15 protein-coding genes are annotated in these 19603 nt (G+C 42.9%); 9 read left to right on the forward strand and 6 right to left on the reverse strand.

Features of this window, described 5'->3' with window-relative positions; translation table 11 throughout:
- Positions 1 to 12: 12 nt before the first annotated feature.
- Together FCL46_RS27115 and rsmB are read right to left on the reverse strand one after the other, a co-directional pair.
- The gene (locus tag FCL46_RS27115; protein ID WP_136808542.1) at positions 13 to 606 is read right to left on the reverse strand and encodes a hypothetical protein; all 594 of its coding nucleotides are present in this window, start codon (positions 604 to 606) and stop codon (positions 13 to 15) included.
- Between the two features lie 139 nt (positions 607 to 745).
- Entirely contained in the window at positions 746 to 2107 is a 1362-nt protein-coding gene (rsmB, locus tag FCL46_RS27120) for a 16S rRNA (cytosine(967)-C(5))-methyltransferase RsmB (protein ID WP_167505938.1), read from the reverse strand.
- Between the two features lie 459 nt (positions 2108 to 2566).
- On the opposite strand from rsmB, the gene FCL46_RS27125 reads away from it, so the two are divergent.
- The 9 genes from FCL46_RS27125 to FCL46_RS27165 all read left to right on the forward strand — a co-directional run bounded on the left by FCL46_RS27125 (position 2567) and on the right by FCL46_RS27165 (position 14268).
- Positions 2567 to 3586, forward strand: a complete 1020-nt coding sequence (locus FCL46_RS27125) for an amino acid ABC transporter substrate-binding protein (protein ID WP_136808540.1) — start codon at positions 2567 to 2569, stop codon at positions 3584 to 3586.
- Between the two features lie 282 nt (positions 3587 to 3868).
- Positions 3869 to 4333 (forward strand): endoglucanase, encoded by a 465-nt coding sequence (locus FCL46_RS27130; protein WP_136808539.1) that lies wholly within the window; start codon positions 3869 to 3871, stop codon positions 4331 to 4333.
- Positions 4334 to 4421: 88 nt separating this feature from the next.
- The gene (locus FCL46_RS27135) at positions 4422 to 5054 is read left to right on the forward strand and encodes a class II aldolase/adducin family protein (protein ID WP_136808538.1); all 633 of its coding nucleotides are present in this window, start codon (positions 4422 to 4424) and stop codon (positions 5052 to 5054) included.
- Between the two features lie 52 nt (positions 5055 to 5106).
- Entirely contained in the window at positions 5107 to 5868 is a 762-nt protein-coding gene (locus FCL46_RS27140; RefSeq protein ID WP_136808537.1) for a dimethylarginine dimethylaminohydrolase family protein, read from the forward strand.
- Positions 5869 to 5963: 95 nt separating this feature from the next.
- On the forward strand, positions 5964 to 6986 hold the full coding sequence (gene mtnA, locus FCL46_RS27145; RefSeq protein WP_136808797.1) for an S-methyl-5-thioribose-1-phosphate isomerase: 1023 nt from the start codon (positions 5964 to 5966) through the stop codon (positions 6984 to 6986).
- Between the two features lie 304 nt (positions 6987 to 7290).
- On the forward strand, positions 7291 to 8679 hold the full coding sequence (locus FCL46_RS27150; RefSeq protein ID WP_136808536.1) for a S8 family serine peptidase: 1389 nt from the start codon (positions 7291 to 7293) through the stop codon (positions 8677 to 8679).
- 698 nt (positions 8680 to 9377) lie between these two features.
- Complete coding sequence (locus FCL46_RS27155; RefSeq protein ID WP_136808535.1) at positions 9378 to 9851, forward strand: ecotin; 474 nt, start codon at positions 9378 to 9380, stop codon at positions 9849 to 9851.
- 2394 nt (positions 9852 to 12245) lie between these two features.
- The gene (locus FCL46_RS27160) at positions 12246 to 12671 is read left to right on the forward strand and encodes a hypothetical protein (protein ID WP_136808534.1); all 426 of its coding nucleotides are present in this window, start codon (positions 12246 to 12248) and stop codon (positions 12669 to 12671) included.
- Between the two features lie 745 nt (positions 12672 to 13416).
- Positions 13417 to 14268, forward strand: coding sequence for a class I SAM-dependent methyltransferase (locus FCL46_RS27165; protein ID WP_136808533.1), 852 nt, complete (start codon positions 13417 to 13419; stop codon positions 14266 to 14268).
- A gap of 178 nt (positions 14269 to 14446) precedes the next feature.
- Here FCL46_RS27165 and FCL46_RS27170 read toward each other — a convergent pair whose 3' ends face one another.
- The 4 genes from FCL46_RS27170 to asnB form a co-directional block, all read right to left on the reverse strand.
- Entirely contained in the window at positions 14447 to 15760 is a 1314-nt protein-coding gene (locus FCL46_RS27170) for a Coenzyme F420 hydrogenase/dehydrogenase, beta subunit C-terminal domain (RefSeq protein WP_136808532.1), read from the reverse strand.
- A gap of 102 nt (positions 15761 to 15862) precedes the next feature.
- Positions 15863 to 16531, reverse strand: a complete 669-nt coding sequence (locus FCL46_RS27175; RefSeq protein WP_136808531.1) for an LbetaH domain-containing protein — start codon at positions 16529 to 16531, stop codon at positions 15863 to 15865.
- Between the two features lie 15 nt (positions 16532 to 16546).
- Entirely contained in the window at positions 16547 to 17272 is a 726-nt protein-coding gene (locus tag FCL46_RS27180; protein WP_136808530.1) for an acyltransferase, read from the reverse strand.
- A gap of 48 nt (positions 17273 to 17320) precedes the next feature.
- Positions 17321 to 19270, reverse strand: coding sequence for an asparagine synthase (glutamine-hydrolyzing) (asnB, locus tag FCL46_RS27185; protein WP_136808529.1), 1950 nt, complete (start codon positions 19268 to 19270; stop codon positions 17321 to 17323).
- Positions 19271 to 19603: the final 333 nt, after the last annotated feature.

The raw sequence follows: 19603 nt of genomic DNA on the forward strand, positions 1-19603 counted from the left end.
TTAAGCAGGGAATCATGCAAGGCCGAGTTGCTGCATGATCATGTCCTTTCTTTGGTCCATGGCCTGAATGTATTGACCGTTCAGGTCTTGGTGAACCTTGGACATTTCTTCATTGTATTTCGGGTGCATGCTGGCACGAATCTGAGACGGATCGACACCGCGTCCGGCATATTGCTGCTCAAGCTGACCGCGCATAGCCTCTTCGACCTGCTGGGTCACCTGGTCTTTATGCTGGTTGTACTGTTGCAGTATCTGCTGAAGTTCGGCACAGACCTGAGATACTTCAGCGGCATTGAGAGCCTGGGCAATGGTGATGATGCCATTAAGAGCACTGTCGCTACGTTCCTGGAGTCTTTCGTCGCGAGGGAGAAGCACGTTTCTAAGAAGAATCTTAGTGGCTCCGCTAAATACTGCCTTCTGGGCTTCGGGAGGATGCTGCCCGAGTTCCTGAGTAAGATCTGCAAGAGTATTGTCGAGATAGGCAGCGGCGGCTTTCATCCCGATTTTTTCATTATCTTCATCGTTATTAACGGGTTCTGCTGTGTTGGCGGTCATTCTCGCCATACGTTCCATTACCAGATCCATTGTACTTTTTATTTCTGCCATGGCACACCTATAGTGCTGATTGTTAGGGATATAATAAAAAAATAAACACGCAATGTACAACAGGCCCCCTGCGAGCGCAAAGAAAATCACAAGACAAGTGAGTAGCTGTACGAGGTATTTATTCTTCCTTTAGAGCAAATTATGATTTTCGTTGTAAACGCGCTGCAAAAAAACCGTCGATTGCTTCTGTCGGATGTGGATTAAAGAAACGGTCTTTTACAAAATCATGGGCGTTATCAGGTAACTGTTTGCTGCAATCAGTGATAACGAAATCATCGCGTCTATTTAAAAAAACTTCAATTACATGTTGATTTTCTTCAATCTCGAGGGAGCATGTCGCGTAAACCAGTATTCCCTGCGGGGAAACAAGCTCAGCTGCGTGTTCGAGAATGTTAATTTGTTCCAGTTGATATCGTTCGATATCATCAAGGCTGCGGTTCCAGCGGATATCGGGATGTCTTCCGGTTACACCGGTTCCTGAACAGGGAGCATCGACAATGATACCGTCGAATTGTAATCTGCTGGTACGGCAATAATCCTGGAGGTTTGAAGGTGACACAGTGAGGTGTTTTCCGGGAAAGAGCCGATCAATATTTTCTTTAAGCAATCGCTGGCGCTTTGGTTCCGGTTCAACAGCAACCACCCGTGCATCACGTTTGGCTACGAGCTCTATAATGTGGCTTGTTTTGCCGCCGAGTCCAGCGCATGCATCGAGATAATTACCTTTGTCTTTGAATGGTCCGAGCAACATTGAGGCGAGCTGAGCAGCTTCATCCTGGACCTGGAAAAGTCCCTCTTCATAGCCGGGCAGAGTAATTATAGAACCATTGAAATCCGGGAGCACAATGCTATACGGGCTGTATTTTCCGGGGGTGCTGGTAATATTTTTTTTGCGAAAACGCTCTAAAAGCTCATCCCTGTTAATTTGGGAACTGTTAACGCGCAGTACAAGCTGAGATTCGAGACTGTTTATTCTGCATATACGTTCCATCTCTTCCCGACCGAAGCGCCTGGCCCAGCGATCTGTCATCCAAATCGGGTGGTTAAGTAGCGGCCTTCCTGAAGGTAGAGGTGCGCCCGGAGCGGGTAATTGTTCACGTTGGCGAATCGCGCCTCGAAGGACTCCGTTGACAAAGCCGTGAAGATGTTTTTTGAGACGGGCGCTTTTAAGCGCATTTACCGTTTCGTTTACTGCGGCTGAGTCGGGCACTCTATCAAGACAAAACAGTTGGAAAAGTCCAATAGAGAGTGCACCATAAACGAACTGATCAAGTTTTTTCACAGGCCTGTTACATAATGTTTTAATGAGCAGATCGAGGTAATCTCTTTGCCGCAATACACCGTAGACAATGTTCATGGCCAATCCCCGTTCTGCACCGCTGATACCGCACTCTTCAGCAACGGTATCAAAGAGTGGTTTTACCGGGAACTTGGTACGCTGAAGACGGATGAGCGTTTCGATGGCGGCGAATCGAGATGTTTTTACGACTTTCTGGTTCACTATACAGATGTCCTGTTGATAGATTGTTGATTGTTTGATTGTAACGAATTGCCATCAATACCACAAATGGTGTTGGAATCCACCAGTCTAAATCATTGGCAACACGGGTGCGTAGTGAATGATGTGTACGAAGTAACAAAATATCAACATAAAACAGTAGGGTATAGTAATCAGATCGACATTCACACCTCGATAGAAATCCAAGAGCTATTGATACTGAAATGACCCTGTTAAAGTTTGTATTTGTTTGATATGGTGTGATGAATTACTGAACGTACTCAAGTCATCATGTGGTTTGGAAATATTCCTTGAACCACATGAATCGGCGTGTATGCAGAGCTTTACCCAGAATAACTATATTGGGATAACTCGATAATTCGTCTAGGTGGATTGATTCCTGTTTTGCAATTAATCGCTTTTAAAACGGGATTGCGCAGTATGAAAAATCAGGAGAATGGAATGAAGAGTTTTACCTCATCGCTTATAACAACAGCATTGCTATTACTGGTTTTTGCAGGTTTTGCAGATGCTGCTACCAGGGATGAGATATTGAAAAGAGATTATCTACTCTGCGGTGTATCGACCGGGATCCCTGGATTCTCAAGCGCGGATAGTAAGGGCAACTGGTCCGGTTTTGATGTGGAAATCTGCCGGGCAGTGGCGGTAGCCACTCTTGGGGATGCTTCAAAAGTAAAATTTGTGCCGGTGACAGCAAAAGAGCGCTTTACCGCGCTACAGTCAGGAGATGTTGATGTTCTTTCAAGAAACAGCACCTGGACCCTTACGCGTGACACCTCTCTAGGCCTCGATTTTACAGGTATAAGCTACTATGGTGATCAGGGATTTATGGTGTCGAAATCTCTTGGGGTAACAAAAGCACTGAGTCTTGATGGTGCCGCCATATGTGTGCAGTCAGGAACGACAACAGAACTTAATCTGGCTGATTTTTTCAAACAAAATCATATGACCTATAAGCCGATTATTTTTGACACATCGAATCAGACTGTAAAAGGCTTTGAGTCAGGACGCTGTAATGTGCTGAGTAGTGATCGGGCACAGTTGCTGGCGCTTCGCAGCACTTTTGCTCATCCTGAGGATGCCATTATCCTGCCTGAAATTATTTCAAAAGAGCCGCAGGGGCCTGTTGTTCGCCAGGGTGATGACGCCTGGTTCAATATTGTACGATGGGCGCTGTATGCAATGATTAATGGTGAAGAACTTGGTCTCACTTCAGAAAACATTGAGTCCTTGAAGGGGAGCGACAATCCGGCAATACAACGATTTATCGGTCTTGCAGGCATAAAGGGTGAAGGTCTCGGGATTGCAGATGACTGGGCATATCAGATCATAAGGCAGGTTGGTAATTACGGCGAGGTCTTTGAGCGGACAGTAGGGAGTAATTCACCATTCAAAATACGTCGTGGCCTCAATGGGCTATGGACAGATGGCGGCCTTCAGTATGCACCTCCTATCAGGTGATATGTTTCTTTCACTTCCCACTGCTATATTTACGCATATCTTTTTGACGGAGTTTCCAGACGTTATACCTTCGGTGTGTCATTTGTGATATTCCCGTATTATCAGGTAGTAGCGACCCGTTGAAAAAACTTCAGAGAGCACTATAATTACAATCCTGAGTGTCGAGAGTTAGTGTAGTCATAAATGTTTTTTTGGGGACATTTCCGCTTCTGTCGGTAGGGATGTAATACATGTAATATAGAGGATACTCTTATACGGCAAAGTATGAGAACTGCGAGAAATATGAAAAGAATGAGAAATAGAATCACCGTTTGTACAATGACAGTTACCGCTGCACTTGTGTTGATCTGCTGTCTGGCAAGTCCACTGTTTGCTGATAATACACCTGAAGCTGAGCCGGGTGCCTGGAAAAAGGCGGGGGAGGAAATCGGTGAAGCAGCACAGGCCGTGGGCGAGGCCTCGAAAGAGACCTGGAAGAAGACTAAAGATACGAGTGCCGAAGTCTGGGATAAAACCAAAGATACTTCTGGTGAAGCCTGGGACAAGACTAAGGAAACCTCCGAAAAGGTTTGGGATAAAACCAAGGACACCGGTTCTGATGTTGTCGAAGGCAGTGGTGATGTTGCTGACTCCGCCGTAGAAAAAACGAAAAGTGTCTGGGATAGAACCAAAGACGCCAGTAAAAAAATGTATGAAAAGGCTAAGGAAAAGGTGCATGAAGTGACATCTCCGAAACCTGAAAAATAAGTGCTAAACTGAATAGCTGGTAAAAAGGAGAGTTTTTAACTCTCCTTTTTTATGTAAAAAAAACGTTGTCGCTTGGATCGAGGTGCGTATGGCCGGAAAGGAAGGTGTAATTAAATTTACGCTCAACCACACTGAAAAAGCGTGTATCACTCCAGGTCAGGTTGTTGAAATTGATGGGTGGCGGCATATCATGCATCGGTTACAGCTGATTGGGCAGGATCCAGCAAGATATCAGGGCTATGGATTTGGCAATATCAGTATGCGATTGGAAGATAATCCAGAGAGCTTTATAATTACCGGAACCCAGACCGGTGGTCTGGATCATCTTCAGGCGAAAGATTATGCTCTTGTAACCGCCTGCAACGCCAAAACAAATACTATCACAGCCAGAGGCCGGACCAGGCCTTCCTCCGAAGCGCTGACCCATGGTCAACTCTACCAGCTTGATGCGAATATCAGGTGTGTATTGCATGTTCACTCACCTGATATCTGGAATAATGCAGAGAAGATGCGACTTCAGGCAACGCGTGCTGATGCAGCATATGGAACAGTCGAGATGGCAATGGCAGTAGAGCAGCTTTTTTCAGGCGATGTGGTTCGTAAAAGCAGAATCTTCTCAATGGGTGGTCATGAAGATGGTGTCGTCAGTTTTGGCAGCTGCATACATGAAGCCTGTAATATCATGATTGCGACCCTTGCCCGTACAGAGATGTGTAAGTGAAACCTTAGGGTGTTTAAATGCCACTAATTATCAAGGTCTTAGGAGGAGTGGAATGCTAAAAGTTATAACTCATAAGGTTTCATCGGCACTTCAGGAATGCGAACTCACATTTCTTGAGAGTGAACCAATTGACATCGTCAAAGCGGCAGAAGAGCATCGCAACTATTGTACAATGCTGAAAAAATGTGGCGCTAAGGTAATAACTCTGGATGAGAATGTTTTGTTGCCTGATAGCGTCTTTGTTGAAGATCCGATCATAGTTTTTGACGAAGTGGCGGTTTCAACATCCATGGGTGTGGAATCCCGACGTAGCGAGCGGGAAACTCTTGGAAAATTTTTCACTCAATATCGAAAGGTTGTACAAATCAATCTGCCTGCAAAAATTGAGGGTGGAGATGTCCTTAAGGTAGGAAAACAAATTTTTGTCGGTCAATCTCCACGGACAAATAAAGCAGGTGTTGATGCACTTACTGAAATTCTTAACCCATTTGGCTATGAAGTTATCCCGGTTAAAGTAAGTGGCTGTCTGCACTTGAAAACAGGTTGTACAGCCCTGGACAGTAGTACCATTTTGATCAATCCTGCCTGGGTTGATCCATCACCATTTACCGGCTTTACTATTATTGAAACACTCCCCGAAGAGCCGTTTGGTGCCAACGTCCTGCCAATAAACGAAACGCTCTGTATGAATGCTGCTTTCCCGCTCACCGCTGATCTTGTCAGGTCACGCGGGTATACGGTTGTAACAACAGATATAACTGAGTTTGTTAAAGCTGAAGCTGGTTTAACCTGCATGAGCGTTCCTTTTCAGTAAGATGTGAATTGCCCGTGATCGGCCATGCGAGACAGTCTTCTGATAGTGGTAACGGTACCGGATTATCCCCACAACGGTTATGAGGTAGAATGAGTATGCGAGAGTTCACATCCATGGGAATGGCCATTGACAATGGAAAACTAAAAATTCTTGATCAGACTCTGCTCCCTCATGAAAAGAAGTGGCTGAGTTGTGAAAATGTTGATGCCTTAATTGAGATGATTCAACGGTTGGCAATTCGTGGTGCGCCGGCAATAGGTATTTCATCATCGCTTCTTCTGGCTATTCTTGCAGAACATGGGCATAGCCGGGAACAACTTATAAAAGACGGAGTGCGGTTAAAAGAATCACGCCCTACAGCTGTAAACCTGATGAACAATATCGACAGAGTACTTAAGAAGGTGAGTGAAAACGACTATCCATCTTCGGTAATCAGAGAGGCGGAAAGCATATATCTGGAGGATGTAGGTCTGTGTAAAAAGATGTCCCGTCTCGGAGCGAATATCATTAAAAAGAATGAAAGCATTCTCACCCATTGCAACACTGGAGGACTTGCGACTGCAGGCATTGGTACTGCGATGGGAGTAATTCGTACAGCTCATGAAGACGGGAAGAACATTACTGTATTTGTTGATGAAACCCGTCCTCTGCTGCAGGGAGGACGTCTGACCTCCTGGGAGTGTGGAGAGTTGGGAATTTCTCACGTTGTTATCTGTGACAGTAGCGCGGCAATGCTGATGAAGGCAGGAAAGGTTGACCGAGTATTCGTAGGAAGCGACCGGATTGCTACCAATGGTGATTTTGCAAATAAAATAGGAACCTACTCATTAGCAGTGCTTGCACATTACCACGATGTACCATTTTACGTGGTGGCACCACGGACAACGATTGACCCTGAATGCTTTAGTGGTAAAGATATTCCTATTGAGGAGCGTGATGCTTCAGAGGTGCTCGGGATAACGGGCGGTTTGTGCTCATATACGTGGGCACCAGAAAAAAGTCCTGCCTATAATCCGGCCTTCGATGTTACGCCGGCTGAACTGGTAACAGGTTGGGTCCTGGATACCGGAGTGTTTACTTTCAATGATCTTCAACATGCCAACTGGTGGATGTGTTGAAGCCCTTATCTAAAAAGACCTGAATATTCGGAGATGATCTTTCGTCTCTCACGAACAATAGCATCTGTCATGTAACGCATCTCTTTAATTCATATTTCTTGTACAGGACTTGCCTGGCCCTTTTCCTTTGTTGTTCAACGAGGTGATTTTCAAAAAAACAAAAATGTTGACATGCCCTGAGCACATCTTAGAGTCACCTAATAAAGTTATGGGAATGGAAGTGGTTGTTGATAGTATATCTGTAAAAGTAGAGCCCACATTCTATTCTATTGCCATTTATCAGCTTTTTAGTAGGTGTGGTGTTATGCGTGAAATTTTTGTCATATCATTACGTGGTGTTTCTTTAGCAGTACTCCTGCTTCTCATTGCTACCGCTGCAAGTGCTGCAAGTGCTGCAGATTCTGAACCACCTTTCAGGCGGGGGGAAATTGTAGTGGCCGGTTCCCCTGAGGATATTTCAAGCAGTTTTAAGGTTATAAAATATCTCCCAAATGCAGATCTTACGGTCTATCAGGTCGAGCCGGGTCGAGAACTCGGAGTTGCTATGAGATATCTTCAGCAGGGGAGAAGGGCTGGTCTGAATTATCTGGCAACTGCCTCCCTGACAGTAAATGATAGCTATTTTGTGCCTTACCAGTGGAATTTTACTGCTGTGCAGAGTGAAGAGGCCTGGGATATTTCCACAGGAAGTGGAGTATACGTTGCAGTTCTCGATACAGGTTTGTCGGCAGGCGGCCCTGATGGGATTGGCTGTGTTGGCCCTTCATACGACATAGTAAACGGCGATGCTTTTCCTGACGATGGTAACGGTCATGGAACCCATGTTGCAGGGACTATAGGTCAGTCAACTAACAACAACAAGACCGGTGTGGCAGGACTTGCCTATGATGCGTGCATTATGCCGGTAAAAGTCCTTGATGATAATGGTTCAGGGAGCTTTGCTGATATCGCTGAAGGTGTCTATTGGGCGGTCGATAACGGGGCCCAGGTTATCAATATGAGCCTTGGGACTGATGCGCGGTTTAATATTCGTTCAGATTTTATCATGGATAAGGCACTTGAATATGCCTTTTCTAATGGCACGACGGTTGTCTGTGCTTCAGGTAATGAAGGCTCGAGAAAAAATGTCAGTTACCCTGCTATCTATCCGACAACTATAGCTGTTGGTGCAACTGACTATCTCGACAATGTCACTCGATATTCCAACAAGGGGATCGGGCTGGATATTGTTGCACCCGGTGGAGACACTTTGAAGGATCTTAATGGTGACGGCTATGGTGATGGGATTCTTCAGGAAACGTATCTTACGAACTGGAACTACTATTTCTTTGAAGGAACATCAATGGCAGCTCCGCATGTTGCTGCAGCAGCAGCTCTTGTAATTGCCGTTAATCCTAATATTTCTCCAGCTGCTGTTTTTGAAAAATTAACTTCTACTGCGCTGGATATCCATGAGGCAGGATATGATAAAACTTCAGGACACGGGTTGCTACAGGTCTACAATGCACTGGCAGGAACCACTGCTGGAGAAGTATCTGGCTCAGGAACAGACGTTGACAATGACGGGTGGTCTGTAGAACAAGGGGATTGCGATGACACCAATCCGGATATCTATCCGGGCCATCAGGATTCAAAAGGAAAGTGGGGTAGGGATAATATCGATAATGACTGCAATGGGATTATTGACGGCTGATCCGTTTTGTTATTCATCTATGTTCAGCTTGCAGTGCTGAGGTTGAACAATACAACCAAATTGTCGAGCAATAGAGTGTGAATTGCAGTTAACTCAAAATGTGATTACACGAGGTTGTTCACTACAGTTAAAATTCTAAGGGGTTGGGTCGTAATAGACTCAACCCCTTTTTTACAGGAAAGGCTCTAGAAAATGTGTCAGAGCCTTTCCTGCATACGATGTTCAAATGGCTGTTCTCACCTTTACCTGTCAGGCTGTTTGCTCGTTTAATGCCTGGTTTTCCTTTTCCTGCCGGCATTTCTCCCAGCTCTCTATGAGAGAATGCACTCCAGGAAGAACATACCCATGGGCAGGTATTCAATGCTCTTTATCCTGGCGGTGCGTTAGGCCATGTGTGTTGAGTGTTTCTGGAAAATAGATTTTACAGGTTGTTCCCGTGATAGTCCTGCTGCTTATATCAATATTCCCCCCCCCTTCAGTGATTTTGAATTGTTGAATTGTTGAATTGAATGTGTGCTGCACTTTTTATTTTTTACTTTTGAATTTCATATTGTCACAAATGACCTGTAACTCCAGCATTTTTATTGCTGGTCATAGCAACCATCGTTCTGGTATCCGGATTCAGCTTTGCTTTACTCGTTGATGTTGAAGGTATAATAATAGAGAGAGTAGTATAAAATGACCCTAAGGAGGCTGATATGAAAACTTGGATTTACCTACCCCTGGTGTTTCTGTTGTACGTATCAACTGCGGTTGCCGGCGACAATATGAAGGCATTCCCTCCAGCAGATCCGGGAATGGAGCGTTATGTTCTGAACCTATCGGAGCAGACTGATGAATCAGTTTTCAAAGTTGAACTGATTGTTGGCAGGACGGTTGAGGTTGATGAGCAGAACAGGTATTTTTTTGGAGGACAGATCCAGGCGGAAAATATAGCTGGCTGGGGTTTCACACGATACATCGTTAGAGAACTTGGCCCAATGGCGGGTACGATGATGGCAATTGATCCGAATACACCGAAAATGGAGCGTTTTATATCGCTCGGTGGAAGCCCTTATCTGTTGCGATATAACAGTCGGTTGCCTGTTGTGATCTATGTTCCGGAGGGTGTTGAGGTACGCTACCGAATTTGGTCAGCAGTGGAAGAAACCATGGTTGTTGGCAAAGGTTGATTGAAGACTCGAAAGAGAAGGGGCGATTGTGGCGTGGCGTATATGTCGGCCAGGTCTATTGATCTGCCCCTTTTGATTTTGAACCAGTTAATATTTTAGAGCGGATTCTGTCGTTGGTACCTTTTACGCATCACGTCTTGCAGTTGCTTTGCGAAATTACATGTATGCTTAGCTCAAGGCATGATGCCTGGAGGTGTAGGATTTAACTATGGTGCCATCAAGGTTAACATAATTCAACTGTATGATATCTATTTTACCTGGAAAATCAAAAAACTGAGTAAAGAGTGGCTTTAGTTGATCAAGAAAACGTTTTCGGAAAGAGGTTATGGTGTCGTGACAGGGTTTGTATTTATGGAGATAAGGCGAAAAGAAACAGAATCATAGCCTGCCTGTTCTATTTTGCGGTTTGAATAAACTGCAAAAATAGAACACGAGGGGGGAAAGAGTATATTCGGTGGTTACGCTTTACACGATTCCCTGGAAAATGAGGCTAAACATCCAGTGAATTGTTTAGGAGCTTTCCATCACTGGAAAGCACGGAAGTTAGCTTGCATTATGGAAATAGAACGCACTGTTTTGTAACCCTGAAGGGTGAGGCCCGAGTTAAGCCGGGAAGACTTTAACCTATAATGTACAATGTGCTATCTTGGGCTTGTTGAATTCGAGATGCATTACACAGTTTATCAGTTTCGTCATCATGGATGAAATTGAGGTGTTTTTCTACTGTATTCCTATAATGTTCCAATAGTTTACCGTAAGGCCACTTCTTCAGAATGATGGGCGAAAAATAGAGTTGTTCTTAGGCTACATAGCCAGTGATCCATTTTGTCTTTTGCGTTTTAAATACATTAAATAGATCTGGCAACCCGGAAGAGGAAAATGTCAAGCGTCAGGATGCAACAGTTCAAAATTCAGTAATAAATTTCTCTGGCTGCTGATTGATATGTACAATGTTTATCGTTTAAATCAATTGTTAGTTGGTGGATATGGATATTGTAATTTGCAAACTCAAAACAGCATGTATGAATATACCCTGTTAGCCTGTTAGTAGCAGGGTTTGTTGGTCTAATTGTTTATCTTGTTAATATTGCTAAGCGTATTTCAATATTCCGTCTTTTGGGAAAATATTATAAATGCTGGTATGTTATGATTTGATTTAAAGCTCTTTTGCGTAAGTAAATAAAGGAGCTGCTTTTGTGGTTTTTAATATTTTTCATATTAAAACGAACAGTTAAGTGGTGTAGCTATGTGGTTGATCTGTTGTGATTTTTGTAAGTTACTGTTTTTATTTGTTTTGCTAATATAATGTTGGAAGTAGTAAATAAAATTATTCCACATGTTATATATTTCGGTTATGTTTATGTTTAATAAAACATTAAGATGTGTAACATTAAAAAGTGAATTGGGCGATTTTGTTGTGCTAGGATAAAATATATAACTTTCGCATTAGAGTTATGTGTTAAATATCGTAAAAGTCGATGTGTTTTTAGCTATTTGTAATGCAATTTTTGTTGCAGCGTGAGAAGAGAGCAATAATTTTCATGGTTATGTAGTGTGGTGAGTTGCAGGGAACTATATGAAAAGTTTAAGGAAATTGATTGGTTTTTCGGAGACAGGGAAGTAATAAAAAATGTAATGTAATGATTGGATTATTAATCAATTTTCATGGTCCTCTTACAGTATTGTAATTCATGTTTGTCCATACTGATGAAGATAGCTAAACGGATGATTACCTTTTTCTCATTACTCTTATTGGTGTGTTAGCTTATGTTATTAAACATAAAACCAATGAGAAGGGATATAATTGCTGCTAGACGCATAGAATCTGTCATTTGTTTCAGTCGTTTGATTGAACAAAAAAAATATTTTGATGTTCCAACTCCTTACTACATTTCTAGAAATGCCTTACCTATGAATAGTAACGTGACTGTTCAGGCAATAGACCTTAGAAAAATCTCCTCGCATTACATTTTTCCCAGCAATAAATTGCTAAAATATCATTCCAATTTTTGGTTGCAACATCCAGGAAAAGAAACCTCTCCGATGTGTTTTTGCATTGGAGGTGTGGTGGGGGGGTAAGTACCTGTAATGGTTAGTGTTAAATCTATAATAACAGCAACAAAATAACGGAAAAACTGTTCGGTAATATTTTATTAAGCTGTCTACACTTATGAATTTTTAGCGAGATTATGAGGAATACTAAGCTTGATTTCAAAAATATTTCAAGATGGTGAGATCTATACTCTCATGCTGCCGCAGATAATATGTTTATCTGCTGATTTGAAGCAGAGTTCAAATAGATATATCCAGAGAACTGACTGTTATTCAAAGAATTATTAAATGGCATTGGCACCCAATGTGCTCAAATTTTAAACTTTATTTCGGGGTTGAATTATGAAAATAGTAACTAAATTGTTTTGTCTTAGCGCGTGTGTTTTGCTGCTCAATGGTTGTGATTGGTTTGATGATGATAGTGTTGATTCAAGCGGAGGGTCGGGTAGCTCAGCTTCAGTTGCGCAGACTGGTACAACATCTACCTCGAGTTCGGGTGCTTATCAAACCCGTTACCACCACACTCACACTGGTGGCAAAGACCCCGGTAAATCACTTGTTCTCTGCCCAGGGCAAAAAATATATTTCGAGAAATGCACCTCTAACGGTGTCAATATACCATTCCACGGATATGATCATGACTTGAGTGTTCCACGCATGACATATTGGAATATGTCGTATTCAGGCAAAGGCGACATCGTTTGTACGTTAAAGGGTAAAACGTACCGATACCCAGCTAATAGCACTCAGGTGAACGGAGACTGTTAGTAATCTCAATGTATTGCTTAAAGGTATGGGGGCAGTAAAACAAACTGGTTGTTGTCCCCATGCCATATGGCTCGCGACTCGTTCTTAAGGTGCCTGTCATATACGAGGTGTCACAGCTGTTTCCTGAGAATGTCAAAATGAGAAAACTGGATGCAAACCGCCCGGCATATAACTGGTCGGTAGCTTTATGAAAAAAGTGTCAACAATATTTAGTTCCGGCTATATATCCTAGGAGGCTGTCCGACAATGGCCTTTCGAAGTTTAGGCTATCAGCCCAAACTCTTCGGAATTTTCAAAAAACAATGCTCGCAGGTAGCGTAGACTCCGATATCATCTATATGGCTGTGCGTGTCTTTTGTAAATGTCTCGATTTTAACCAAAATTCCTATTCTCGGACAGCCTCCTAGCTGTCCTGCTATCGCTATCATAACCGAGTTGCTGTCAGGAAAAGCAAACCACATTCCTCCTGCGTCGTATATCTAGGGAGCCACTCTGCGGCCGCTTACCTGTACTCCGTTCTTTTCCAAACATTATCTCTTAATAATGCTCTTGCTATTGGTTAGTATTTCGTGTTAAATAATTGACTTAACATAGGATCGGTAACGGGTTGGTGCCTTCGGTTTCATCAGTTAATGACAATGCCGGACGCATACAAGGCATTTCACACGGATTCGCTAATACTCGCTGATGAACTTCCTGTTAAATATCAATAAATCAAGATCTTTCTAAATAGAGAGGGGAATAGATGAAAGAAAAGAGTGGGATTTTTATCATTATCCTTAAGTTTATTGGGAAGTTGATCCCTGGAACTTACTTGAAAACATTTGTGTATCTCAACATCATATACGCACCACGAAAATTCTTACGCAAAAGTATTGGTGGCTTTTATCGCATAGATCACATTTACGATGTAATCAAAGAATTCAGGAATCACTATAAAGGTAATTTTTCTATCTTGGAATTTGGTGTGGCCGATGGCTATTCTTTTACCAAGAAGCTCTATGCTGTTCGTTATCTGAAGATGGATGACCGTACTATGGTTCATGGGTTCGATACCTTTGAAGGTCTGCCAAATATAACGAATTCAGCAGATAACAGTTTGGTCTCCGGTCGTGAGTGGACCGAAAATCACTTCAAGGGAAGATATGACAACTTGATGGACTACTGTCGAGGCAAGTATAAGAATTTCAAATTACATAAAGGACTTTTCGAGGAAACTATTACAGATGAATTCCTTGAAACCCTAAAAGAGCAGCCACCGATCTTGATTTGGATTGATTGTGACTACTACTCGTCCACCAAGGCGGTCTTTGAACGCCTTATCCCATATATACCTACAGGATGTGTCATTTACTTTGATGATATTTACTTCAATTTCAGCTCCAGATTTACAGGAGAAATGAAAGCAGTCTGGGAGATTAACAACGGGAAATTTGGTGAAGGGATTGAACTAGTTCTCGATACCTCACTCAGTTGGGATTCCAATAGGGCGTATCGTTTTATTAACATAAACCAGGAAAATGGCTATGATCTGATAACCCCTGATGTCAAGGAAGATCCGGTGCGACTTCGTCGAGATGACTCGCCACTTCCTTAGGCCTGAGGATAGTCGTAGTGTACAATGGTAATGGTGCTGATTGTTGTAACAGTGTGGTGCAGAAGTGGTCCTAAAAGCGGGACCACTTCTCAAATGGGTGTACAGCCATGAAATACGCGTTTATTTCATGAGGCAAAATATGTAATTTCCTGACCTGTTGTCCAAGTGGTGGCTGGTTCTAATTGTTGCCGAAATTACAGAAGATGTTTTTTCGTAGTATATTAATCCGATCTAAAAGAACTCCTACAGGTGAAAACAGGATTTTCAGAACCATTTTACGCGTATGTTCACCACGAAGCAGGGTGAATAGGCTATAAAACAATTCACTTCTTTTTGCCTTTGTGGTGGGAGGAGGAAAGTCAAATGAGTATTGAGGTGTGGCTTCTCCCTTAATACCTCTTTTGTGCAGCCTTACAAAGGCTCGATTCTTCTTTCCCTGTGACATCTGCAAAATTCTTTTAGACATACGATCTTCAGGCAGAGGGTGTGAAATTATAGCCCCATCTGTTTCAGCCTCACGTAAGAGCTCTAAGCCTTTGGGGGTACGCTGGGAAATTAGAGTACATCTTTCAAGTTCCTGAAACTTGTCCGGGTAATCAAATGTCCAGAAATCACCGAAGCTTAAATCAGCATATTCAGCTAAAGCATCAACGCAAAGTCCACATCGATCAGCTCCGTAAAGTCTGAACATAACATTCATGACGTTCTTGATGTTTATGGTATGTAGCGGAATAGTGCTGCCGTCTTTTCTGGTAACAAAAAATCCTCCAGGCCATCCGCCACCACGGAAGTCGAAACGGGCAACATCAGAAAGGGATATGCCACACGCTTCAATTGCCTCAATAGGTCCGCGCGGATTAAGATTGCAATTGCAGTAAAGTCCTAATATGTATTCTAGTTTTGCGGATAAAGCCGAATCTACTTCAGCCATTTTTCGTAATCCGTGTATCTGGCAGGGAAGACCGACTACAGCGAATTTGCCTTTAGATTTTCTAATTTGCTGCAATGCTTCCATAGAAGGTGTTATAGAATATTTTGATTGAGCAGCATCTCTGATTTCTTGTACTGTCGTTGCCAAAACGCCTAAACTTCTATAGGGAGTTTCGGGGTTCATCCCAACAACAAGTGCCCCGTTAATTTTCCCTTTTTCCAGCAGATACTCAAGTAATGCGGTGACAATTCCACCACTTGCCCCTCTCAAGCGACATTCCTGGTTCGTTGGATGGCAGACATAACGGTTTTCAGTATATCCCTCTAATGTATCCGGGCTATATGATGCACCAAAAACTGTTTCTGACAATCGGGAAAAATCAACTTCACCCCCTGGACAGCATTTCGTGCAAAAACCACATTCGGTGCAATCACCTGTCAGTAGCGGATATGCATCTTCATCAAAACCGATCACCTGCACCGGACATATTCCTTTACATATACCACATCGAGCACAAAGCCCTTTTCCGATTACATTCTGGTATAATTCAGAAAAACTCATAGTAGATTTTACCTGTTTGCATAAAACATGATTGTGTGAGTCTTAGCCTTGACTGGAAAACACGTATTTGTGAACGATAAAGTTGCTCTGATCAAACGTGTTTCAGGGTACACACGACTCGATATCCTGATGAAGCTCAGGTTTTTTTCTATAACGGAGAACCTTGAATGGTTGTCCAACTACAATTGCCCATGGAGGAACTTCTCTATCCACAATAGAGTGGGCCCCGACTATAGATTCTTTTCTTACAGTGACTCCTGAATAGACCTCTGTCCTTACCCCCAGCCAGCATCCATATTCAACCACCGTTGCGGCAGATTGAACAGTGTCGGAAAGGTTTTTTCCTGTTTTGTCAGAATGTTCAGGGGGATGTGTTCCAATATTGCAATACGCAGCGAACAAAACATGTTTACCGACATAAACAGGAACATCCGCTGTTATAGTGCAACTGCTGCCGATATTGGTTCCTGATTGCATGGAAATGGAATTTCTTTTGGCGAATAAACGAGTGCCTGAGCCAAGGAATACATTGTTTTCAATGCGTATCTCAGGTGTTTTGCCATCGGATCCGCTTGCATCCAGAGTGACATCGTTACTTATAATTACGCGGTCTCCAATGAATATTCTTTGGGGATGGACAAGTTTAACAAATCGCCCAATCAATACTCCTTTGCCACAGCCTCCTAATAGACGCGGGTAGATTTTTTGACGTAATACCAGACCGAAAGCTCCCGGGCACCATTGTAAAAATCCATACAATACTTGACTCATTCAAACCACCATGAATTAACCGCAGACTTGAGCGGGTGTCCCAGCGACCAGGCTGTGCGGGGGAACGTCTTTGTTGACAAGAGAGTAGTCCGCTATTGTACTATTTTCACCAATATGTACACCTTCCAGGATAGTGACATGTTCGCCGATTCGGACGTTGTCTTCAATTATTGTAGGACCTTTTGATATTATAGATTGTTGTATTATCGGTTTGTCTAAACCCGAATAGGTATGGCTGGCACCAGATATACAGGTGAATTGTCCAATATTGCAGAAGCTCCCTACAGTAAGCTCTTTCAACGAACCAAGGCGACAATCGTTTGCTATTCTGGTTCCTTTTCCGATCATAACAACAGCGCCGGTACAATTAAAGATTGTACGGTCACCTACACTGACATTATCGCTTAAAACGATGCGTTCACCGTCTGGTTTGATGCCAAAGGTGACCTTATCACCAACGGTAACATTGTTTCCAAGATAAAGTTTATGGGGTTGTAATATGAAGTTATCCCGGCCTATTGTTACTGATTTACCAATTTGCGCGGAGACAATCGGTAAGCCTAATCGACGTAACATTACACCTGCTTTTCCACTAGCCGGGATGCAAAAAAGAGTAAACATCTCATAGAGTATGAGATCCTTAATGCTGCTTCTTCCAATTACGGAATACTGATACTTTTTGAGCGGATTCCCAGAATGTGACAGCTGGTTTTGGATGGCGCCGTTAATTTTCTCGGGCATCAAACGTATCTCTCTGGGTATGTAACTAATTGAATGTGGAAAAGCATATTATGCCGACAGTGACTGAAAGTAATCTTTGAGGTTTTCCTTTGCTACTTCAGGTTGTTGCTGCGAAAAATTTATTCTGTACCAGATCTCAAGATTAATTAGACTCCAAATTCTGTTACCATTATTCATACGCTTTGCAGCATGATCTGCAAGTAATGAGTTGATATATTTTTGATTAAAAAGATTATCCTTCACAAGGAGTGAGTTTTGTAGAAGATCACGGGAAAAGTCTTTCAACTCCCCTCGGAGCCATTCGTTTATTGGAGATCCAAATCCCTGTTTTGGAAGTTTGATTATTTCGGCGGGGAGATATTTTTTTGCAAGCTGTTTTAGCAGATATTTACGTTTGCCATTTTTTAATTTTAGCTTGGCCGGGATAGTTGCTGCAAATTCTACGAGTTCATGGTCAAGAAATGGGTTTCGTGCTTCGAGGCCATGCATCATTGAAATGCGATCGACTTTAACGTTGGAATATTCAGGGACCCGAATCATCAGGTCACAAAACATCATTTTATTCAGGGAATCCATAATCTGGTCATCTGCGTACCTGGATAAGATTCCATCCATTGAGTTCATTCCCTTTACGCGTTGCTGAAAATCGTGTGTATAGAGCTGATCTTTTTGTTCATTTTCAAAAGAGAAGAAGCTTATTCCACGAGGGTAGCATTCATTTTCCGGCATCATGGACATTGTGTTGAACCAGCGTAAGGTCTGGCGCCAACTTTTGCGGGCAGTCTTTTCTTCAAAAAGGTTGAGAAATGCCGGAATGAATTTTTTCCTCAGCGTGTGGGGTAAACATCTATACTTTGTAAGCATCTGATTGGCTATGTAGCGATCATAACCAGCAAAGGACTCATCACCACCATCACCTGTGAGAACAACGGTGACATGTTCCCTAGCAAGTTTTGCAACATAGTACATTGGTAAGGCCGGAACATCGGCAAAAGGTCCATCCAGATGATAAATCAAGTCAGGAAGAATCTTTATAGCTTCAGGATGAACTACCAGTTCCCTGTGGTCAGTTTTGAAGGCATCAGCGATTTTTCTTGCATCCGGAAGCTCATTGAACCCCTCAGTCTGGTCGCCAATAGAAAAGCTGTTAACAGGACTTGATGAAAACTGACTCATTAAAGCCACTACCATCCCGGAATCCAAACCGCTGCTCAGGAAGGCTCCAATGGGAACATCGCTGATCATTCTTGATTTGACTGCCCTGGAGAGAACTTCTTCACTTTTTGCGAGTGCCTCTTCCTCGCTCATAGATGTGTCTGTTTTGTAGGTAAGATTCCAATAGGACTCTATCCGAACCTTTCCCTCGTTTACCGTCAGGTAGGAGGCCGGGGGCAATTTACAGATACCCTTAAACAGATCTTCCTGTTGAGGTATGAACTTAAAGGAGAGGAAGTCGTGTAAAGCAGATGGATTCAACTCTCGTCTTATCCTGTTGTCACAGAATAACGCCTTAATTTCTGATGCAAAGAGAAACGATTTTTCATGCTGGGTGTAAAACAGGGGTTTTTTTCCTAAACGATCACGTCCAAGCATTAAACGTCGTTTTTTCTCGTCCCAAAGAGCGAAGGAGAACATACCTTTCAGCTGTTTGATACATTCGACGCCTTCGTCCTCGTATAGATGGACAATAACCTCGGTATCCGAGGATGTGGTGAAGGTATGTCCACGACGAAGTAGTTGCTCCCGAAGAGCTTGGTAGTTATAGATCTCACCGTTTAAAACGATCCATACGGTGCCATCCTCGTTGGAAAGTGGCTGATGACCTGTTTGGAGGTCTATTATACTGAGACGGCGCTGGCCAAACCCTATCATCTGGTTGACATAATGACCTTCGTCATCAGGGCCGCGATGCGCCAATGAATCACTCATCCGCTTGATCAGATCAGCATCTACAGTGTATCCATATCTGTTTCCTACTTCGCCACAAATACCACACATATAGTGTTATTACCTTTGTACTTGGTTACTAAACTTACCTATCAGCCAGGAGGCTGCCCGACAATGCCCTTTTCACCCAGATCTTCGTTAAACTCGAAAATTATCCTCGGAATATCGATTATATGCCTCCGGTAATTTTGCGAGTTTGCCTAGATCTGAACGAAATGTCTAATCTGGGACACTCTCCCAGGTCTCGGAATATATTGATATGTATCAATTTTCATACCAACTACACGATAGGATGATTGTCTCTGGATTTTCATTTCCGCTGAGAAAGCCTAACTCATTAGTGGTTCCCATGCAACTTTTTTATACTTATCAATATATTGTCTT

The sequence above is a fragment of the Desulfosediminicola flagellatus genome (assembly GCF_005116655.2).
Lineage (GTDB): Bacteria > Desulfobacterota > Desulfobulbia > Desulfobulbales > Desulfocapsaceae > Desulfopila > Desulfopila flagellata.

Coding starts and splice junctions, on each gene's coding strand:
- FCL46_RS27115 (WP_136808542.1), bottom strand. CDS start 606: ATGGCAGAAATAAAAAGTACAATGGATCTGGTAATGGAACGTATGGCG.
- FCL46_RS27125 (WP_136808540.1), top strand. CDS start 2,567: ATGAAGAGTTTTACCTCATCGCTTATAACAACAGCATTGCTATTACTG.
- FCL46_RS27130 (WP_136808539.1), top strand. CDS start 3,869: ATGAAAAGAATGAGAAATAGAATCACCGTTTGTACAATGACAGTTACC.
- FCL46_RS27135 (WP_136808538.1), top strand. CDS start 4,422: ATGGCCGGAAAGGAAGGTGTAATTAAATTTACGCTCAACCACACTGAA.
- FCL46_RS27140 (WP_136808537.1), top strand. CDS start 5,107: ATGCTAAAAGTTATAACTCATAAGGTTTCATCGGCACTTCAGGAATGC.
- mtnA (WP_136808797.1), top strand. CDS start 5,964: ATGCGAGAGTTCACATCCATGGGAATGGCCATTGACAATGGAAAACTA.
- FCL46_RS27150 (WP_136808536.1), top strand. CDS start 7,291: ATGCGTGAAATTTTTGTCATATCATTACGTGGTGTTTCTTTAGCAGTA.
- FCL46_RS27155 (WP_136808535.1), top strand. CDS start 9,378: ATGAAAACTTGGATTTACCTACCCCTGGTGTTTCTGTTGTACGTATCA.
- FCL46_RS27160 (WP_136808534.1), top strand. CDS start 12,246: ATGAAAATAGTAACTAAATTGTTTTGTCTTAGCGCGTGTGTTTTGCTG.
- FCL46_RS27165 (WP_136808533.1), top strand. CDS start 13,417: ATGAAAGAAAAGAGTGGGATTTTTATCATTATCCTTAAGTTTATTGGG.
- FCL46_RS27170 (WP_136808532.1), bottom strand. CDS start 15,760: ATGAGTTTTTCTGAATTATACCAGAATGTAATCGGAAAAGGGCTTTGT.
- FCL46_RS27175 (WP_136808531.1), bottom strand. CDS start 16,531: ATGAGTCAAGTATTGTATGGATTTTTACAATGGTGCCCGGGAGCTTTC.
- FCL46_RS27180 (WP_136808530.1), bottom strand. CDS start 17,272: ATGCCCGAGAAAATTAACGGCGCCATCCAAAACCAGCTGTCACATTCT.
- asnB (WP_136808529.1), bottom strand. CDS start 19,270: ATGTGTGGTATTTGTGGCGAAGTAGGAAACAGATATGGATACACTGTA.